We start from the raw sequence: 18,755 nt of genomic DNA, 5'->3' as shown, positions 1-18,755 counted from the left end.
AGGAAGCTCCGGTGCGGAGCGCTCATGGCTATCTCTCCAGGCGCCGGCCATACCTCGATTACCCGAAAGCGCTGGCTCGCGAACTACCGATCGGCTCAGGCTTGATCGAGTCCGGACACAAACACGTCCTGCAAGCTCGCCTCAAAAAGCCCGGGCAGCGCTTGGTTGTCCCACAACGCGCATGCTCTCGCCCAACTGCGCATCATCCGCGCCAACCAACTATGGGAATCCTTCTGGCAGGACCGCAAAGCTCCCTGATCACCGGCACCACTTTCAATCACACCCGAGATGACCAATCCTTGGGAAACGCCGTTGCCGGTTGGCCGCGGCTCGGCTAACCTTCCACGTTTACCCCAATCGCCATTCCTAATGCTTCAGATCGTCTTCAATGAAATCAGCGCCGCCGAAATGTCCGCGCTGCCCAAGGACCTCCAACTCGACCTCCTGGCCGAATTTCAGTTCCTGCCCGAAGACCTCGACAAGCTGGACGAGGAAAAATTTGGCATCCTCGAGCGTGATGGAAAGCGACTCTTCCGCTATCGCGCCAAGGACTACCGCATCTATTTCGACCGGCGGGAGGAAGGCATCACCGTGCACCGCGTGCTGCACAAGAACACGCTGCGTGATTTCCTCTTCCGCACGAAGCTGCCCCTGACCGAGGACGATCAACTCGGCCAGCAAAAGGGCTTTTGGAAATTGATCGAGGAAGGCGAGCAGACCCGCCGCCGCTGAGCGATGGACATTCGCTTGATCTTCTGCATCGGCATGGGTGCGTTCGTCACCTACATCGGCGTGGTCATGCTCATCACCCAGTTTCAGAGAAAGCCGTACATTCCTCCACCCAAACCCAATTTTACCTCCCGGGCGACCACCGTGATCGACCCGAAGACGGGCGAGAAGACGACCTATCGGGAAATCACGGTGAGCACGAAATTCACGTCAACGGAAGCGACGCCGCCGCCGAGTCAGCCTCATTTGGAAGCGGTGGAGGGTCAAACATCCAACGTCAAACGCCCCACGCCCAACATCCAATAAGGGACCTGCCGGGCCTGGTCGCTTAACAATGGAGGGATGCGCTCCTGCGCGTTTCCAGTCATTGGCAACGTGGGTGGAGATATTGGGGAACGCGCAGGAACGCATCCCTCCGTGAAGTTCCACGCGTCCGCTGCAGGCTATTGAATGTTGGACGTTGGATGTCCTCCGACAGGCTCAGGACCTTGAGCTTGCCGAAACGGTTGGGTGTTGGATGTTCTGCCTTTCGCATGACTCTCTTTCCCGATGAAGCCCAACGCCGTGCCCTCTTCCCCGTTTCCCGCGACCAGATTTTCCTCGCTCATGCCGGCGTAACCGCACTGCCACAGTTCGTTGCCGATGCGGCCTGCGACTACACCCAGCAAAGCGCGCGGAATCCCCAGGAATTTGGCGACGTTCTGCGGGCGGTGAAAGAGACCCGCCAGGTCTGTGCCCAACTCATTGGCGCGCAGGCCGATGAGATTGCCCTGCTCGGCCCCACCTCGCTCGGCCTTTCGCTCTTTGCCAATGGCCTCGACTGGCAGCCGGGCGACGAGGTGCTCTGCTATCACGGCGATTACCCGGCGAACGTCTATCCGTGGATTGACCTCCGGCGGCGCGGCGTGACTGTCCGTTATCTGGAGCCGCAGGGGCCGGGGGAGATCACGCCGGAACTCGTCGCCGCCGCCCTCACGCCGAAGACCCGGCTCGTCGCCCTGGCCAGCGCCCATTTCTTCACCGGCTACCGGATCGACCTCGAAGCGATCGGCTCCCTGCTCCACGACCGCGGCATCCTTTTCTCGGTCGACGCCATCCAGACCCTCGGCGCTTTCTCGCTCGATGTGGAAAAGGCGCACATCGATTTCCTCAGCGCAGATGCCCATAAGTGGATGCTCGGGCCGCTGGCCATCGGCATCGTCTACGTGCGCAAGTCCAACTTCGAGAAGCTCCGCCCCACCCTGCTCGGTGCGTGGAACGTCGTTTCGCCCCAATTCAATGCCCTGGACGAGATCCGCTTCGTCCCCAGCGCCCAACGCTACGAACCCGGCGTGCTCAATATCGCCGGCATCCTCGGCATGCGCTCCGCCCTGGAATTCCTCCAGAAGCTGGGCATCGGCGCGATCTCCACCCGCCTGCTGGAGCTCAAGGCCCATCTCGTCCCGAAACTGGAGGAAATGGGTTTCCAGATTCTCGGTCCGGGCATCTCCAGCCCGGCGGCCAGCAGTATCACTACCTTCCGCCACCGGCACGCGGGCAGCGCAAAACTCTTCGCCGCGCTCGAAAATGCAAAAATTATCGCTTCCCTGCGTTACGATCGGGAAAACCGCGACTACCTCCGCTTCAGCCCGCATTGTTACAATACCGAGGCGGAATTGGACGCCACTCTGGAAGTACTGCGGGTGGCGATTCCCTGAAGAGGGGTGGCCAAAGGGGGTTGACGGAGCCGGAAAGCGCCGCTTAGCATCCCACTTCTCTAACCGGAGCCATTTCAACCTTGGACTTAAAAGAAATCAAAGAACTCATCGCCCTGATGAGAAAAAACGACCTCTCTGTCTTCAAGATGGAGAAGGAAGGCTTCAAAATTACCCTGAAGAAGGGGACCGACTTCCAGCCTGTCATCACCACCACCGCCGCCCCCGTAGCGTTCCCCGCTGCCCCGGCGACGGCGGCGGCCACCGTTTCGACTCCAGATGCCCCTGCCGAGTCGAAGGAAACCAGTAACCTGCGCGAAATCACCTCCCCGATGGTCGGCACGTTCTACGCGTCGCCGTCCCCGGATGCCCCGTCCTTTGCGACGGTCGGCCAGGAAGTGACCGAGGATACCGTGGTCTGCATTATTGAAGCCATGAAGGTGATGAACGAGATCAAGGCCGAGTGCCGTGGCGTCATCGCCGAAATCGTGGCCGAGAATGGCAAGCCGGTCCAATACGGGCAGGTGCTTTTCAAGGTGCGTTAAGCGCCTATGTTCGACAAAGTCCTTATCGCCAACCGCGGCGAAATCGCGTTGCGGGTCATTCGCGCCTGCAAGGAACTCGGGGTCAAGACGCTGGCCGTTTATTCGGAAGCCGACGTCGACTCCCTGCACGTGCAATTGGCCGACGAAGCCATCTGCATCGGCTCCGCAGCCAGCTCGCAGTCCTATCTCAAGATCGACCGCATCATCAGCGCCGCCGAGATCGGCGACGTGGACGCGATCCATCCCGGCTACGGCTTCCTGAGCGAGAACGCGCACTTCGCCGAAGTCTGCGAGAGCTGCAATATCAAGTTCATCGGGCCGCCCCCTGCGGCGATCCGCGCCATGGGCGACAAGAATACCGCCCGGGCCACGGCCAAGAAGGCCGGCATGCCGGTGACGCCCGGTTCCGAGGGTATCGTCGAGACGGAAAAAGACGCGCTGCGCATCGCCCGGCAGATCGGGTATCCCGTGATGATCAAGGCGACGGCCGGCGGCGGCGGACGCGGCATGCGTCCGGCGCACAACGATGGTTCGCTGGTCCAGGGCTATCACGCCGCCCGCAGTGAGGCGGAGAAGGCCTTCGGCAATTCGGGCGTTTACATCGAGAAGCTCATCGAGAACCCGCATCACATCGAGTTCCAGATCATGGCCGACTCACACGGCGACGTCGTCCATCTCGGCGAACGCGATTGCTCCATGCAGCGGCGCAACCAGAAGATCATCGAGGAAACGCCCTCGCCGATCATGACGCCCGAGATTCGCGAGAAGATGGGCGCGGATTGTGTGAGGCTCGCCAAGGAAGTGGGTTACGTCGGTGCCGGCACCATCGAGTGCCTCATGGACGACAACGGCAACTACTACTTCATGGAGATGAACACCCGCATCCAGGTGGAGCACTGCATCACCGAGGAAGCGTACGGGGTCGATCTCGTGAAAGAGCAGATCAAGATCGCCGCCGGCGAACGGCTCTCCCACTGGATGCACGATGCCAAGCTCAAGTATCACGCCATCGAGTGCCGCGTGAACGCGGAGGATCCGTTCAATAACTTCCAGCCCTGCCCGGGCAAGATCGATCTCTACTACGCCCCCGGCGGACGCGGCATCCGCATCGATTCGCACGCCTATTCCGGCTACACCGTGCCGCCGCATTATGATTCGATGATCGCCAAGATCATCGGCATGGGCACGACGCGCGAGCACGCCATCCAGCGCATGCGCCGCGCGCTCGACGAGTATCTCATCACCGGCATCAAGACGACCATCCCCTTCCAGCAGGCCATCATGCACGACCCCGATTTCGTGCGCGGCCACTACAACACCAGCTTCGTCACGAAACTGATCGAAGCCCGTGGGGAAGAGTTTGGGAAATGATACTGCGAGTACTCGTTTAACGAGCAAAAGCGTCAGCCCGGAGGGCTGCTGGACCGTAACCGGGGGTTGAGCGAGCTTGCGAGCGATACCCCCGGAAACTATCCCAAAAGAAGAATGCACCCCGAAGGCGGTGCCGGAATTGCTCGCGGCGAGAAGAATTCTCCACTTCGCAGTGCTAACCGTAAAAGTTTCCGCAGCGGGCGTAGATTTTTAACCGCGAATGGACGCCAATGAACGCGAATGGAGGGGAAATGAGGGCGTTTCCGAGTCGCGTCCATTAGCGTCCATTCGCGGTTTTTTGCTTCACCAGCCCCCTCTCCGCGTCCCTCTGCGCCTCTGCAGTGCTAACCTGAAAAGTGTACGCAGCTTGCGGAAATTTTTTTGACCACGGATTTCACAGATTTCACGGATTAGAGGTCGCCGCGGATTCTTTAATCCGTGAAATCCGAGTAATCCGTGGTTGATCTCCTCCTCAGTCGAAAACCGTTTGGTTGCGGCTCGCCGCGTTGGGGCCTCTGCGTTTAAAATTTCTTGGCTCCGCCTCGGCCGCGCTGCGTCCTCGGCGTTAAAAATGGGCATGCAGTCGCGCTGAAGCCGCTCCTTACGCAATCGCGTGTCTTCGTGCAGTTGACCCTCGCCACCGCCTTCAGGAATCATCCGCGCACGGTTTCCGCTCTTCATCCTTCATCCCTCCGCCTTCATCCTTTCCCCCATGTCCTGCCCCTTCGATCCCTTTGAGCAGAAACGCAAAGAAGCCGGCGTCCTCCCCTGCGATTTCGAGGGCGAGCGCGTGCCCATGATCCTGCGCCACGCAGACGTTAAAGCTGCCACCAAGGACTGGCACAAATACAGTTCCGACGCCCCTCGGCGGCTTTCCTTTCCGACCGAAGAGGACGTCCGCTCCATGCGGCAGTTTCCGCTGGAAGTCGACCCGCCCGATCACACCGAGTCGCGCAAATTGGTCGAGCCCTTCTTCGCCCGTCCGAAGCTGCCCGAAGTCATTGCCAAGGTCGAAGCCCTCGCCCGCCGCCTGGTCGCCGACGCCCTCCGGCAGGACTCCGTCGAACTCGTCCGCGACTTCGCCGTCGTCTATCAGTCCAAGGCGCTCACCTACATGCTCAATGTGCCGGAGGAAGAAGCCGACGTCTGGATCTCCTGGGGCACCCACGTTTACCGCGACGTCGACGCCGCCGGCAAAATCGAGCGTGGCCGGCAATTCGAGGCCTACCTGAACAGCCTCTTCGACCGTGCCCTCGCCAATCCCGGCGAAGACTTCTTCAGCTACCTCAACCAAGCGACCTTCCAAGGCCGCCCCATGACCCGCGTGGAAGCCCTGGGCATCGCCAATCTCGCCTTCGCCGGCGGACGCGACACCGTCATCAACGCTGTCACCGGCTCCCTCGGCTACCTCGGCGGAAATCCCCAGGCGCTCGAATATCTGCGCGAAGACCCCAAGCGCATCGTCAACGCCTGCGAAGAACTCTTCCGCCACATTTCCTCGCTCACCCACATCGGCCGCGTCTGCCCCGTCGATACCGAGGTCATGGGCGTCTCCGTGAAGCCTCAGGGCAAAGTCTCCCTCTGTTGGTCCTCCGCCAACTACGACGAAGCCGTCTTCCCCAACCCGCACGAAGTGCACCTCGACCGCAAGCCCAATGCCCACATGGCCTTCGGCTTCGGCCTGCACCTCTGCCTCGGCGCCCCGCAAGCCCGCTTGGTCCTGCGCAGCCTGATGAAAGCCTTGTGCGAGCAAGTCCAGCGCATCGAAATCCTCAAAGCCGAACAGCACTTCGAAGTCGAAGCCGAATACCGGCGCGCCGTCGGCTACGACGCCCTCCTGGCGAAACTAGTTTCGTTGGAGTAGGGTAGGTTTTGCAGAGAGCCATACCGTCATGGCGGTATCACTGGAGGGAAGCGCTCCGTCGCTTACTCGTTACAGCAGTCTTGATTTAATGGGTCCCAATGGAACGGCGAGAGAGCGGCGTCCAACCTGCGGTCACCCTGCCCTCCGCAGAACGCCGCTATTCCGTGCTCATAGCCTTGGTCTTCGAAAAAATCCCTGCCGTCATCCGGTATCAAGTGATCCCGAAAGCCCGGACACTCTCGCAATCCACTTCGTTGCCGCCCTCGGGGAAAGGCCCGAGATCGACCTCATCCAGCAACGCCGCACCGCCAAGCCGGTCCCGGCTTCGAAATCCGCCTCCTCTCGTCCCGCCAAATCCCCACCTTCCCAACGACAAATGCACGACATTTCCTTTCGGAGGTAGAGTCCGGCAATCCAGCATCGCAACCCTCGGCCTTCTTCATAACAATAACAATTTAATCGAATGAAGCATATCCCGATGGCCAAAAACGAAACGCCTTGTAACACTTTGCTTCACAGCGGGCCAAACGTGGCCTATCAAGTTAGGTGCCATGAAGCTCTTGCCATCGGACCCGGATATCCAAACGATCATCAGTCGGATTAAAAGTGACGATTTGGATCTCCAACCAAATTTTCAACGCGGGGAAGTGTGGAGTGATTCAAAAAAGCGACGCCTAATAGATAGCATCTTACGTGACTGGCACGTTCCTCCTATCCACGTAATCGAGACCTCGGATAAACAGCAAGAGGTCCTAGACGGACAACAACGACTCGTTGCAATTCGTGATTTCGTGAATGGATTGATTCGGGTTGATGGCACAATCCCCCCTCGAGATCCTAAAATCGAAAACGCTGACGGTTGCACATACGAAACTCTACCACCATTTCTCCGGCGGCAGTTTGATCAGTTCACGATCCGCGTCTTCAGATTAGTTGATTACAAACCAGAAGAGCCGGGCGAGTTGTTTTATCGACTCAATCAACCAACTAGTCTTACGGCCGCTGAACAACGAAATGCATTCTTCGGTCCCGTCCGAGGGCAAATCAAAGCCTTAGCAGAGGCATTACCGGCGTATCACCTTGACGAAACATTCATTGGATTCTCCAACTCACGAATGGCCTATGATGATATCCTTGCGAAGGCGTGCATATCACTCGAACGGGGAACACTCCGTGAGAAGCTATCGGCGTCCACAATAACTGAAAGATATCGCTCAGAGAAACCTCTATCTGAGACTATCATAGATTTGGTTGAGTCCGCCTTACATTTACTAGGATCCGCCAACGAAACCGGCGTTCAGCCACGTTTCAATAAAGCAACATTTTTCAGTTGGATTTGCTTCTGTGTACGCATCATTTCCGATCCAGAGGCAACAGCTCTCCGTGGCGAATTACCCGCGTTTTTGAGATGGTTTGAAAGCGAGCGGTTGATCAGTGACATCCTAGTTGAATTAGACGACCACAACGGTTCCGCGAGAACGAGCGCTTTACTGCGTGTTTATATTGATCGCGCTTCTGCTCGCGTTGCAGACGTATTTTCCGTTTTAGCGAGAGATGTGGTATTGATCTTCGCGCTGGGATACTTCCTCAACAGAGAAGGAAGATTGTCCCTTTTCGGCAAAGGAAAGCTGAAAGGCGTTTTCGATTCACTCAGGACTGAAAGCCGCGATGCCGAGTGGAGCATTGCGAATTTTCTGGAGACATCAAAATGGGGGACCTTGCCTTGAAGCAAGCGAGAGTTACTGATTTTTGGCGGCGCTGGCTAAACCAAAATGGCAACACCGCTTTAGACGCCATCACGTGTGAAGGTATTCCGATTCTACCAAATGGATCGATCGCTTTAGCCGGTCGGGTCACCGCATTAGTCGGGCTTAATGGAGTTGGAAAAAGCACTCTACTGAAGTTGATTCATGCGAGTCTAATTCGGCCCTGTGAACGGTTGGCCCTCAGCAAAGGGATTCAAAGCGAACAAATCACCCTCCACTTAGACTATCAAATCAAGGGCGCCAAAACATATTCTCACGTCACTTTTTCCCCTGTTGAGCGAGTGGCCGAACCTGAAGCAACAGCCTGCGGTCTAGTTGCGCTGGATACAGCTTTTGAAGTGCCTGCGCTCGTTAAATTATTTGAGGCGGAGCAGAACCTGCAAGAACTACTAGATCAATCTGCATCGAAGGAGATGGATCCAGAATCATTAAAGGTTGTCTCATCGACCGTAGGAAGGAATTATTCACGTATCAAGGTCTTTGAGATTGATGACTTTGCGCAGCGAGAGAAATGCCCTTATTTTCAAGTTGAGCTGGACGGCCATACTTACGGTTCCGAATCGATGGGTTTAGGGGAGGCTGCTATACATCATTCGATGTGGACAATTAACCAAGTCGAGAACCACGGCATAATTTTGATTGAGGAGCCCGAGAGCTATGTCTCCTTTCGCTCACAGACAGGACTGATGGATTATCTGGCTAAAATTTGCAGCGAGAGAAGCGCGGCAGCGGTAATAACATCGCATTCCCCGGCCGTATTCGACCGCATTCCTGTTGAACAGACCATAATTGTGGCCCGCCACGGTGGTGGTGTTAAGATCTTTCGCCCAAAGAATGCCGAGGCACGCGCGCTCGCCTTGGGGATTGTTTCCGCGCCATCCGTAGCAAAAGACGGTGTCTTCGTCGTAGAGGATCGCATGGGGCGCGTATTTTGCAGCGCATGGTTATCGCTTGTGGCGCCCGATCTACAGAAGGCGTTTCGTATCATCGACATTCCAGGTGGCGCTGGAGAGGTGCGAGACCTAGTAAAAAAATTCCCTCATTTGCCCGGATGGTTTCATGCCGTTGGTCTACTTGATGGCGACGAGCGGGGAAAACAGGAAGAAGACAAAAACATCAGTTTTCTTCCGGGCCCAACTGCACCTGAGATGCTCATGATCGGTGAAGTTAGGCGGGATTGGAAGGTCTTGCTCAAATTGGCGGTCGACGAAAACCAGATCGTTAGCGTCTTGTCTTCAATCGAAGCGATGGATCATCACGATTGGTTCCTAGAGCTTCAGAAGCGGTTGCGCATTAATTTTGATAACCTTGTTGTGAGTGTCGTTGAAAGCTGGCTCTCAACAGCCGATGGCAAGCAGAGTTCCGACGCGGCGCTCACAGAGTTGCGAGCTTTGTTAAATATAGAGGTTTGAGCGGCACCGAACTCACAGATCAGCGCCATTCTGCGCACGAAAGGGATTGTTTCTCCTCATACCAAAGTGAAGCTCTTGTATCGAGGCAATAGGCGGCAGGGGGCAATTCTAGACAGCCTGCCTAGCCTGTCGACTGGCGACTGTGTCTTTTCTCCACCGCTCCTTACCGCGCGGCCGATGGCGTGATGGATTTCCTGGCCATGAGGGCCATGGCGGCGACGAAGGTAGCGAGAGCGGTGAGGGTGATGAGGACGCCTTGGAGCCGGGGATGGATGGCGGAGACGAGAGTGACGGCGAGGATGGCCGTGGCCGGCAGGACGGCGCCAAAGATCGCGAGACGCAACCCCATGATGGTCGCGGCGCGGATGGCGATGATCGCCAGGACGATGGCCGCGGAACCAATGATCGCCGCCTGGAGCGGAACGAATTCCTGGGCGAAATACATGAGCGGATAGGCGCCGGTGAAGGCGCCGAGGAGGAGCAGGAGCATCCAGCGGTCGAAGTTGCGGATGGGGAAAGCGTGGCCGAGAAGGCCGAGGAAAAGGCCGAAGACGACGACGCTGCCCGGCCCCAGCCAGGTCAATTCCCCCAGCCGATCGATGGGGGTAACGCCCAGCACGTCGAGGGCGATGGGGCGGCCGAAGAGCAGGTGGGTGTAATCCCAGGTGTAAACGGTCTGCCCGTTTTCGCGCCCATACCGGGTCGGTTGCAAGGAGAGCTCGAGCATGCGCACGTCGGAACCGACCGCGGTGAGGTCGATGTGGAAGGTATCGAGGATGCCGGCGGGCGGGGTTTGTAATTTGTAGAGACCTTTGCCGACCGCAGAGTAGCCGACGGTCATGGCCACGGGTTCCGCGGGCAGCGTCCCAAACCAGGCGAGCTTATCCCCGCGAATTTCTACCGAGGTGCTGGGCTGGCCGGCGACGGTGATGTCGAGGTCGGCGAGGGAAATGATCTGCGGCGGAAGCGGGAGCAGCACTTCGCACGGGCCGGCGGCGCCGGGATTGAAGGCCTGGAACTGGGCCTTGAGTTGCGCCGTGTAGATCGATTCGGGATCGGCCGTCCCCACGCTCAACGCCGGCTTCAGCGCCACGGTGGCGGAGAAACTTTTCACCGTAGCCAGGGGGCGTGGCGGCGTGATCTCCAGACCCGAGGCCTTCAGCATCGGCGCCGGGACCGCGGCTGCGGTGGCGCTGGGCGAGGCGGCATCGATGCTTCGGGAAACGGCGCGCCGTTTGGCGACGGACAGGGCCGGCAGGAGCAAGCTCGCGAGCAAGGCGAGGAGGGTGATGACGACGATCAACTCGACGAGCGTGAAGGCGCCACGTGGGTTTCTGCCATGGGCTGCTGCTCCGAGGCCGAACACGGTGAGGCATGATTTTTTCGGTGATTTTCCGGATGGTTGGTTGTTCATAGGGAGGAGTTTTGGAGAACCATCCTCCTCTCCTATTCGCGACGGGTTATGGCCGTGTTACCGTCGTGTTATCTTTGACTTCAGTCTATCACCGGCGATTTGAATTTTGCATCGCCGCTGTTTCAAAAAGCATGATCATTTCGCTTTCCGTCACGCGGTGATTCCGCATTCCGTCAGGTTCCTATTCACGTTTCTTTTGCCATCATGACCTTTTCCTCCACCGACGGTAGCGCGGGACGGCCGACCTCGCCGGACTTCGCTTTCTTCCCCGCGCTCGGACCGGTGGAAGCGCAGATCGTCGGTTTCTACCGGCAACTGGAGAGCAGCCAATGGTGGCCGGCAGACAAGCTTCGCCAGTGGCAATTCGCCCAGTTGACCCGCTTGGTCGCGCATGCCCGCCAGCATGTGCCTTTCTATGCCGAGACGCCCGGCCGGCTACCCTCCGTGACGGAGAGCGAAATCGATGAAAGCGCGTGGCGCTCGCTCCCGATCCTTACCAAGGCGGAAGTCCGCGCCGACGCTGCGCGGCTGAAGAGCCGTGGCCTGCCGCCCAACACCCTGGTGTATTCGGATTGGACGACCGGCTCGTCTGGCCAGCCCCTGGAAGTGCTCAAGACAGCCACTTTCGACATGCTCTTCCGCGCAAATAAGCTGCGGATGCTGCGCTGGCACAGCTACGATCCCATGGGCAAGGTGTGCGAATTCCGGCCATTTTTGAAGACCGCAGGGGCCGTGCATCACCTGCCGTGTTGGGAGTGGCCCTTGGGAAATCTGTTCCGGACCGGGCCGCAAGCGATCATGGATATCTTCTCCGAGATCGAAGCTCAGGTGCACTTTCTCGAAGCCGAATCGCCGGAATACCTTTTGGCTTTCCCTTCCAATCTTCGGTTGCTCCTGCGCGCCTTTCGTCGCACCGGGAAACGGCTTCCCAATTTGCGCCTGGTGCGCACGATGTCGGAGCGCCTGGACCCGGACTTGCGCCGCGAATGTCAAGAGACTCTCGGTGTTCCCCTCATGGACTGTTATGGCTGCCAGGAGGCGGGCTACATCGCCATCCAGTGCCCGGAACACGATCATTACCACATTCAGAGCGAAATGAGCCTGGTCGAAGTGCTGCGCGAAGACGGTACGCCTTGCCAACCGGGCGAAACCGGCCGCGTGGTCATCACGCCTTTGCACGCCTTCGCCATGCCGCTCCTGCGCTATGAGTTGGGCGACTACGCGGAGGTGGGCGAACCCTGCCCCTGTGGACGCGGCCTGCCCGTGTTGCGCCAGATCTACGGACGAAAAAAGGAAACCCTCACCATGCCATCCGGAGAACGTCGCTACTCCATCTTTGCGTCGCCGGTCTTCGAGTGCATCGAGGCGGTGGCCCAATATCAAATCGTCCAAAAAAGCCTCACGATACTGGAGGTGCAGATAGTCGCGGAACGGCCGCTGAAAGAAGCCGAGTGTGACCTCATCATCGACCGGCTCGTGACCCAGGTCGGCCCGGCATTTGAGATCCGCTTGGTTTTCGTCGATAACATCCCCCGCCCTCCGGGAGGCAAGTATATGGATTTCTTGTCCGAGATAGAAACCGGTAACAGCAATCTCACATCCACCTCTCCTTTTCCGCCATGATGCCCTCGCCGAACGATGGCAACGCCAAACATCCCACTTCGCCGGACTTTGCTTTTCCGCCCGTGCTCGGCCTCCTGGAAGCGCAAATCGTCAGCATGTACCGGCAACTCGAGAGCAGCCAATGGTGGCCGGCGGACAAGCTCCGGCGGTGGCAGTTCGAGCAGGCGGCCCGCTTGGTCGGGCATGCCCGCCAGCACGTGCCTTTTTATGCCGAGACGCCTGGCCGGCTGCCTTCGGGCGTGGAAGGCGCGATCGACGAGAACGCGTGGCGCTCACTCCCCATCCTCACCAAGGAAGAAGTCCGGGCCGAGATCGCGCGGTTGAAGAGCCGGTGGCTACCGCTGGATGTCAAGATGCGTTCGGATTGGACGACTGGTTCGTCGGGCCAGCCGTTGGAAGTGCTCACGACCTCCACCTCCGCCCTGCTCTTCCGCGCGAATAAGCTGCGGCTGCTGCGCTGGCACGGATATGACCCGAGGGGCAAGGTATGTGAAATCCGCCGGCCATTTTGGGAGGCGGGCAGCCTCATCCATCGCATGCCGTATTGGGAAAGGCCGTTTGGGAATCTGTTCCCGACAGGCCAGCAAGTGACCATGGATATCTTCTCCAAAATTGAAGCTCAGGTGCACTTTCTCGAGACGGAGGCACCGCAGTATCTGTTGACCTATCCCTCCAACCTGCGGCTGCTCCTGCGCGCTTTCCGCGGCGCCGGGAAACGGCTGCCCACGTTGCGCCTGGTGCGCACGATGTCGGAGCGCCTGGAGCCGGACTTACGACGCGAGTGTCAGGACACCCTCGGTGTGCCTCTCGTGGATTGCTATGGCGCCCAGGAAGCCGGCTATATCGCCATCCAGTGCCCGGAACACGATCATTATCACATTCAGAGCGAGATGAACCTCGTCGAGGTCTTGGGGGAAGACGGCGCGCCTTGCCAACCCGGCGAAACCGGCCGCGTGGTCATTACGCCGTTGCACGCTCTCGCCATGCCGCTCCTGCGCTATGAGCTGGGAGACTACGCGGAAGTGGGCGAACCCTGTTCGTGCGGCCGGGGTCTGCCCGTGTTGCGTCAGATCTACGGTCGAAAAAAAGAAACCCTCACCCTGCCCTCCGGTGAACGTCGCTACTCCGTATTTCTGTCGAAGGTTTTCGACTCCCTCCGGGCGGTGATCCAGTATCAAGTCATCCAAAAAAGCCTCACGGCCTTGGAAGTGCGGATCGTCGCGGAACGTCCTCTGGAAAAACCGAGTCCGACCAAATCATTCATGGCCTCGCCGCGCAGGTCGGTCCGGAGTTTGAGGTTCGCCTGGTTTTCGTCGATCGCATCCCCCGTCTTCCCGGCGGCAAGCACATGGATTTCGTTTCCGAGGTGGAAACGCCCCCGTGACTGCCTGCCTTGATCCGACGCTTGACGAAGACAACCACGCATCGCCACGGCCGGCAGATGGAACGTCTCTCCGAATAGACCCTGACCCGAATGTGCGCGACGCTTGGGTGGAGGCGCGGGTCCTCACACGCCCCGGAGGGAATTCGGCTCGCAGCGCAATCACCCCATGGCCTGGGTGATTGAATGTTGAATACTCGACGCTGAATGTTGGATGTTTACCGGGCAGCCGCCTCCTCTCCTTTCCCAAGATGACGTTCTCTTCGACCGACGGTAGCCGTGGAAAACCGGCATCGCCTGACTTTGCTTTCTTCCCAGCCCTCGGACCCGCGGAAACGCAAATCGTCAGTCTCTACCGGCAACTCGAGAACAGCCAATGGTGGTCGGCGGGCCAGCTTCGCCAGCACCAGTTCGCCCAGGCTGCCCGGTTGGTCGCACACGCCCGCCAACACGTGCCTTTTTACGCCGAAACGCCCCGCCGGCTACCCTCCGCAGCAGAGGGCGGAATCGACGAGAATGCGTGGCGGTCGCTCCCGATCCTCACCAAACAGGAAGTCCGCGCCGAGACGGCCCGGCTGAGGAGTCGTGACCCGCATTTCAGCACCTCGGTGTACTCGGAGTGGACGACCGGCTCGTCGGGCCGGCCTCTGGAAGTGTTCAAGACTGCCGTTTCCGACCCGCTCTTCCGCGCCCTCAAACTGCGGATGCTGCGCTGGTACGGTTACGATCCCAAATGCAAAGTGTGCGAAATCCGTCGGCCATTTTGGAACACCGACGCGCCCGCGTATCGCATGCCCTGTTGGGAATGGCCATTCGGCAACATGTTCCCCAGCGCGGAGCAAGTGAGCATGAGTATCTTCGCCGACACGGAAGCGCAGGTGCGCTTCCTCGAGACCGAAGCGCCGGGCTATTTATTGACTTTCCCTTCCAACCTTCGGCTGATCCTGCGCGCACTTCGCCGCACTGGGAAACGAGTTCCCAACTTGCGCCTGGTGCGCACCATGACCGAACGCCTGGACCCGGACTTACGCCGCGAATGCCAGGAAGTGCTGGGTGTGCCCCTCCGGGACGTCTACGGCGCCACGGAAGTAGGGTTCATCGCCATCCAGTGCCCGGAACACGATCATTACCATGTGCAGAGCGAATTGAACCTGGTCGAGGTGCTGCGGGAAGATGGCACACCCTGCCGACCCGGTGAAACCGGTCGCGTGGTCATTACCCCATTGCACGCCTTTGCCATGCCGCTCCTGCGCTATGAGTTGGGCGACTACGCGGAAGTGGGCGAACTCTGTCCGTGCGGCCGCGGCCTGCCCGTGTTGCGCCAGATCTATGGACGAAAACAGGAAACCCTCACCCTACCCTCCGGCGAGCGCCGCTTCTCCGTGGAGATGTTCATGGTCTTCGAGGACATCCGACCGGTGATCCAGTATCAGCTCATCCAAAAAAGCCTCACCGTATTGGAGTTGCGGATGGTCACCGAACGCCCGCTGGAGAAAGCGGAGTGCGACCTGATCATTCAGCGACTCATCCGGCAGGTCGGTGCGGAGTTTGAGATTCGTTTGGTTTTTATGGAGAGCCTGCCCCGTCATCCCGGGGGCAAGCATATGGATTTCTTTTCGGAGGTGGAGGGTGGTGAAGCGGTGAGATAGCCACCAAAGAGATTTTTTAACGCGGAGGCCGCAGAGGCGCAGAGAAGAAGTGTGGAGGGGTTGGTGGAGAAGAAAACCGCGAAGGGACACTAATGGACGCGAATCCGAAACGCCTTCATTTCCTCCTCTATTCGCGTCCATTGGCGTCCATTCGCGGTTAAAAAATCTACGCCAGCCGAGTACTTTTTCAGGGCACGGCAGAGTATTTCCCAGCTTTTTACCGGTTCGCGGGCATCCGATTGACGCGGGCCCAGAGGCCGTGCTCCGGGGTCTCCCCGGTGAGGGGTTTATAAAGGAAACAGGCGCCGGCACCGAGAATGACGATGAAGAGGGCGAGGAGGGCGATCACCTTCATGGCGGATCCACCGCCTTTGAATCGCGTCTCCTTCGATGTTGCCGTGGACGATTCTTTCGCCTGGAGTTCCGCCGTGGGGTGCGGCGCCGGCTGCTTCGATTTGCTCTTCGCCGCCTTGCGCTCGTAGCCCTTTCGGCCGTCTTCGCCCATCACACGGTAGCAGGTGAAGCAGACACAGACCTCGTCGCTGAATTTCCAAATAAAGCCCCGGTCATGGACTTTCTGACAATGCAGGCAGGTCACCGACCGCTCGGCATAGGATGTGGTCCCGAGCGGCCCAATGGCCGAAGACCGAGGCGGAGGGGGGCAAATTTTCATAGGTTCCACAATTACTATGCAGCAACCGTACCGCGATGGCGGAAAACATTACGGTAATTACGTATTTCTTATCTACGTAAATTTCCTTCTTGAGGCGTCGCGGGAATTCGATTTTTTTGTTTAACATCTAGCTAAAATACTGCTGGCCCGTGATCGTTTTCGGTGTCCGGAGGCGGCCGATTTCTGCCAGCCCCCTCCCGCCCGAGTTGGTCGGCGCTTCGCATGTCCTTCGAAACGGTGAAATAAATAAACCACCCTCCTCGACGAGGTCATTTTGAGCGAAGTGCCCCGAAGGCGACATGGGGGGGCACGCAGCCGAAAGCCGAGCTTGCGAGACGTCTATGGGACTGCGGGGCAAACCCGGTCGCTTTACCAGAGACTATCGCTGGTTGTTCCGCCGGGCTCTTCGACTGCGTCCCGGTCGTTATACTCCCTCCACTCCGCTCAGAATGACCGCGGGGAGGACGGTCTCGCCCTTGCGGGATCGACGCCTCAATCTTTGGGGCGCTGACGGAGCCTAAGCATTACCCATATCTTTCTGGGTGTTTGGACGTCGATACGGATAGCGCCACTGGGAGCGGCGACTTCCTAGTCGCTGACCGAAAAATCGATGCGCGCAGCGCCTCTCTTTGAGGGCGTCGCTCCGCGACGCAGGGTTTTTTCTAGGAAGTCGCCGCTCCCAGTGAGCCGCAGCCAAATTTCCGCTGTCCCTAAACCGAGCAAAGATGTGGGTAATGCTTAGGACGGAGCAGCGCCCTCCACCTGGCGGCTCGCTTTTGTTTCCGACGAATCATTCCCACGCCGGGACTTCGGAGTTCCAGGATGATTCGAAGTGAGCGCGAGGAGATTTGACTCTCGCGCCCGCTCCGCGATGGTGAGCGTCTTTCGATGAAAACCGTTTTCCGCGTCTTCGCCTATGTCCGCCGCTATCCCTGGATGGCTACGGCCATGATGGCTTGCGCGATTCTCGGGACGTTGATGGTCGTGGTCTTTCCCAAGGTCACGCAGGTGATCATCGATGACGTCCGGCACGGGCGCGGCGACCGGCTCTGGCCGCTGGTCCTGGCGGCGGCGGCTTCCTTCTTTGCCCGCGATCTGCTCAACGCCCTGCGCATCGTCATCAACAATGCCTTCGAGCAACGCGTCATCTTCGATCTACGCAGCGATCTCTACGCGCATATCCAACAGTTGCCGCTGGGCTGGTTCGACAACCGCTCGACGGGCGACATCATGACCCGGCTGCTCGAGGATGTGCAGGCGGTGGAGCGCGTGCTCATCGACGGCATCGAGCAAGGCGTCATCGCCGCGCTGCAGATCGTCATCGTGGCGGCGATGCTCTTCTTCTATCTGCCGTGGCTCACCTGGCTGGCGCTGATCCCTGTACCGCTGATGGCCATCGGCGCGCTGTCGTATACGCTGACGGCGCCGAACCGCTATCGCGCGCAGCGCAAGGCTTCCTCGGCGATGAACGCGCTGCTGCACGACAATCTGGCCGGCATTCGCCAGATCAAGACTTACGTGCGCGAGCGGGAGGAACACGCGCGTTTCAACGCGGCGAGCAACGACCTGCGTAATGCCACCATGAACATCATGCGGGTGTGGGCGATGTACAATCCGACGATGAGCTTCATCGGCGCGCTCGGCGCGGTGCTCGTCGTAGGCTTTGGCGGGCGCGCCGTGTTGCACGGCGAAATGAGCGTCGGTGATCTCGTGGCTTTCCTCTGGCTGGTCAGCGCGCTCTATGAGCCGATCGGCAAGCTGCATTCGCTCAATCAACTCCTGCAAGCCGGCCGCGCCGCCGGCGAACGCGTCTTCGAAATCCTCGATACGCCCGCCGAACCGGGCCGCGTGGAGTACGACGAGAAAATCGACATCGCTGGCGATGTGCGCTTCCAGGATATCGGCTTCGCCTATTCCGAGGAATTGCCGGTGCTGCATCACATCCACCTGCACGCGCAGCCGGGCGAGACCGTCGCGCTGGTCGGCCACACCGGCGCGGGCAAATCCACGCTCGTCCATCTGCTCACCCGCTTTTACGAATTCGATACCGGCGAAGTCCTCATCGACGGCAAGCCGCTCCGCGATTTCTCCAAGAGCGCGTTGCGATCGGCCGTCGGCATGGTCACGCAGGAGAGCTTCCTCTTCAATGGCTCCATCCGCGACAATCTGCGTCTCGGCAAACCCGACGCGACGGATGCCGAATTGTTCGGAGTCCTCGACGCGGCCAACGCGCGCGAGTTCGTCGACCGCCTCCCCGAAGGTCTCGGTACGGTCGTCGGCGAACGCGGGGTAAAACTCAGCGTCGGCGAAAAGCAGCGTATCTCCATCGCCCGCGCGTTGCTCAAGGACCCGCCCATTCTCGTCCTCGATGAAGCCACCGCGAGTGTGGATAATCGCACTGAACAGCTCATCCAGCAGGCGCTCGATCGCCTCATGGAAGGCCGCACCTGCTTCGTCATTGCCCATCGCCTCTCCACCGTCCGCCACGCCGACCAGATCCTCGTCATGGATCACGGCCGCATTGTGGAACGTGGAACACACGACGAACTGCTGGCGCTCAACGGCGCCTACGCCAAGCTCCACGCCACCAGTTTCCTCGATCCGCGGGAGGATGCCGAGCTGGTCACGAGATGA

General features: G+C 59.2%; 14 protein-coding genes. 12 read left to right on the top strand and 2 right to left on the bottom strand.

Annotation, left to right across the window (positions count from 1 at the left end; genetic code table 11):
* Nucleotides 1-369 precede the first annotated feature (369 nt).
* The 8 genes from CFE428DRAFT_RS14330 to CFE428DRAFT_RS14295 all read left to right on the top strand — a co-directional run bounded on the left by CFE428DRAFT_RS14330 (nt 370) and on the right by CFE428DRAFT_RS14295 (nt 9,381).
* A complete protein-coding gene (locus CFE428DRAFT_RS14330) occupies nt 370-732 on the top strand; it encodes a formyl transferase (RefSeq protein ID WP_006980282.1) in 363 nt (120 codons plus the stop codon).
* Between the two features lie 3 nt (nt 733-735).
* Complete coding sequence (locus tag CFE428DRAFT_RS14325; protein WP_006980281.1) at nt 736-1,035, top strand: hypothetical protein; 300 nt, start codon at nt 736-738, stop codon at nt 1,033-1,035.
* 227 nt (nt 1,036-1,262) lie between these two features.
* Entirely contained in the window at nt 1,263-2,426 is a 1,164-nt protein-coding gene (locus tag CFE428DRAFT_RS14320) for an aminotransferase class V-fold PLP-dependent enzyme (RefSeq protein WP_006980280.1), read from the top strand.
* A gap of 80 nt (nt 2,427-2,506) precedes the next feature.
* Nucleotides 2,507-2,968: an acetyl-CoA carboxylase biotin carboxyl carrier protein gene (gene accB, locus CFE428DRAFT_RS14315; protein WP_006980279.1), complete on the top strand. Its 462-nt coding sequence runs from the start codon at nt 2,507-2,509 to the stop codon at nt 2,966-2,968.
* 6 nt (nt 2,969-2,974) lie between these two features.
* Complete coding sequence (accC, locus tag CFE428DRAFT_RS14310; RefSeq protein ID WP_006980278.1) at nt 2,975-4,339, top strand: acetyl-CoA carboxylase biotin carboxylase subunit; 1,365 nt, start codon at nt 2,975-2,977, stop codon at nt 4,337-4,339.
* A 712-nt stretch (nt 4,340-5,051) separates the two neighbouring features.
* Nucleotides 5,052-6,203 carry a cytochrome P450 gene (locus CFE428DRAFT_RS14305; protein WP_006980277.1) on the top strand — a complete coding sequence of 384 codons (1,152 nt, stop codon included), beginning with the start codon at nt 5,052-5,054 and terminating at the stop codon, nt 6,201-6,203.
* A gap of 551 nt (nt 6,204-6,754) precedes the next feature.
* Complete coding sequence (locus CFE428DRAFT_RS35050; RefSeq protein WP_006980276.1) at nt 6,755-7,930, top strand: DUF262 domain-containing protein; 1,176 nt, start codon at nt 6,755-6,757, stop codon at nt 7,928-7,930.
* Nucleotides 7,912-9,381 (top strand): ATP-dependent nuclease, encoded by a 1,470-nt coding sequence (locus CFE428DRAFT_RS14295; RefSeq protein ID WP_006980275.1) that lies wholly within the window; start codon nt 7,912-7,914, stop codon nt 9,379-9,381. Before CFE428DRAFT_RS35050 ends, CFE428DRAFT_RS14295 begins: the two co-directional genes overlap by 19 nt.
* Nucleotides 9,382-9,544: 163 nt before the next feature.
* Here the strand turns inward: CFE428DRAFT_RS14295 and CFE428DRAFT_RS14290 are convergent, their stop codons facing one another.
* Entirely contained in the window at nt 9,545-10,795 is a 1,251-nt protein-coding gene (locus tag CFE428DRAFT_RS14290) for a prepilin-type N-terminal cleavage/methylation domain-containing protein (RefSeq protein ID WP_006980274.1), read from the bottom strand.
* Nucleotides 10,796-10,999: 204 nt separating this feature from the next.
* Here CFE428DRAFT_RS14290 and CFE428DRAFT_RS14285 point away from each other — a divergent pair, with 204 nt between their 5' ends.
* The 3 genes from CFE428DRAFT_RS14285 (at nt 11,000) to CFE428DRAFT_RS14275 (ending at nt 15,448) form a co-directional block, all read left to right on the top strand.
* Nucleotides 11,000-12,418 carry a phenylacetate--CoA ligase family protein gene (locus CFE428DRAFT_RS14285; RefSeq protein WP_006980273.1) on the top strand — a complete coding sequence of 473 codons (1,419 nt, stop codon included), beginning with the start codon at nt 11,000-11,002 and terminating at the stop codon, nt 12,416-12,418.
* Entirely contained in the window at nt 12,415-13,815 is a 1,401-nt protein-coding gene (locus CFE428DRAFT_RS14280) for a phenylacetate--CoA ligase family protein (protein ID WP_006980272.1), read from the top strand. The genes CFE428DRAFT_RS14285 and CFE428DRAFT_RS14280 overlap by 4 nt, the downstream gene beginning before the upstream one ends.
* Nucleotides 13,816-14,050: 235 nt before the next feature.
* Nucleotides 14,051-15,448, top strand: a complete 1,398-nt coding sequence (locus CFE428DRAFT_RS14275; RefSeq protein ID WP_006980271.1) for a phenylacetate--CoA ligase family protein — start codon at nt 14,051-14,053, stop codon at nt 15,446-15,448.
* Between the two features lie 217 nt (nt 15,449-15,665).
* On the opposite strand, the gene CFE428DRAFT_RS14270 is transcribed toward CFE428DRAFT_RS14275, so the two are convergent.
* Nucleotides 15,666-16,121 carry a hypothetical protein gene (locus tag CFE428DRAFT_RS14270; RefSeq protein ID WP_006980270.1) on the bottom strand — a complete coding sequence of 152 codons (456 nt, stop codon included), beginning with the start codon at nt 16,119-16,121 and terminating at the stop codon, nt 15,666-15,668.
* Between the two features lie 888 nt (nt 16,122-17,009).
* On the opposite strand from CFE428DRAFT_RS14270, the gene CFE428DRAFT_RS14265 reads away from it, so the two are divergent.
* The gene (locus CFE428DRAFT_RS14265) at nt 17,010-18,755 is read left to right on the top strand and encodes an ABC transporter ATP-binding protein (RefSeq protein WP_006980269.1); all 1,746 of its coding nucleotides are present in this window, start codon (nt 17,010-17,012) and stop codon (nt 18,753-18,755) included.

The organism is Chthoniobacter flavus Ellin428, from assembly GCF_000173075.1.
Taxonomy (GTDB): domain Bacteria; phylum Verrucomicrobiota; class Verrucomicrobiia; order Chthoniobacterales; family Chthoniobacteraceae; genus Chthoniobacter; species Chthoniobacter flavus.
The sequence above is the reverse complement of the archived record's forward strand: the minus strand, read 5'-3'. Positions and strand labels throughout refer to the sequence as shown.

Excerpts from the sequence above, each read along its gene's own strand:
- CFE428DRAFT_RS14305 (WP_006980277.1), top strand. The coding sequence starts at position 5,052 with ATGTCCTGCCCCTTCGATCCCTTTGAGCAGAAACGCAAAGAAGCCGGC.
- CFE428DRAFT_RS14295 (WP_006980275.1), top strand. The coding sequence starts at position 7,912 with ATGGGGGACCTTGCCTTGAAGCAAGCGAGAGTTACTGATTTTTGGCGG.
- CFE428DRAFT_RS14280 (WP_006980272.1), top strand. The coding sequence starts at position 12,415 with ATGATGCCCTCGCCGAACGATGGCAACGCCAAACATCCCACTTCGCCG.
- CFE428DRAFT_RS14270 (WP_006980270.1), bottom strand. The coding sequence starts at position 16,121 with ATGAAAATTTGCCCCCCTCCGCCTCGGTCTTCGGCCATTGGGCCGCTC.
- CFE428DRAFT_RS14330 (WP_006980282.1), top strand. The coding sequence starts at position 370 with ATGCTTCAGATCGTCTTCAATGAAATCAGCGCCGCCGAAATGTCCGCG.
- CFE428DRAFT_RS35050 (WP_006980276.1), top strand. The coding sequence starts at position 6,755 with ATGAAGCTCTTGCCATCGGACCCGGATATCCAAACGATCATCAGTCGG.
- CFE428DRAFT_RS14290 (WP_006980274.1), bottom strand. The coding sequence starts at position 10,795 with ATGAACAACCAACCATCCGGAAAATCACCGAAAAAATCATGCCTCACC.
- accC (WP_006980278.1), top strand. The coding sequence starts at position 2,975 with ATGTTCGACAAAGTCCTTATCGCCAACCGCGGCGAAATCGCGTTGCGG.
- CFE428DRAFT_RS14275 (WP_006980271.1), top strand. The coding sequence starts at position 14,051 with ATGACGTTCTCTTCGACCGACGGTAGCCGTGGAAAACCGGCATCGCCT.
- CFE428DRAFT_RS14320 (WP_006980280.1), top strand. The coding sequence starts at position 1,263 with ATGACTCTCTTTCCCGATGAAGCCCAACGCCGTGCCCTCTTCCCCGTT.
- CFE428DRAFT_RS14265 (WP_006980269.1), top strand. The coding sequence starts at position 17,010 with ATGAAAACCGTTTTCCGCGTCTTCGCCTATGTCCGCCGCTATCCCTGG.
- CFE428DRAFT_RS14285 (WP_006980273.1), top strand. The coding sequence starts at position 11,000 with ATGACCTTTTCCTCCACCGACGGTAGCGCGGGACGGCCGACCTCGCCG.
- CFE428DRAFT_RS14325 (WP_006980281.1), top strand. The coding sequence starts at position 736 with ATGGACATTCGCTTGATCTTCTGCATCGGCATGGGTGCGTTCGTCACC.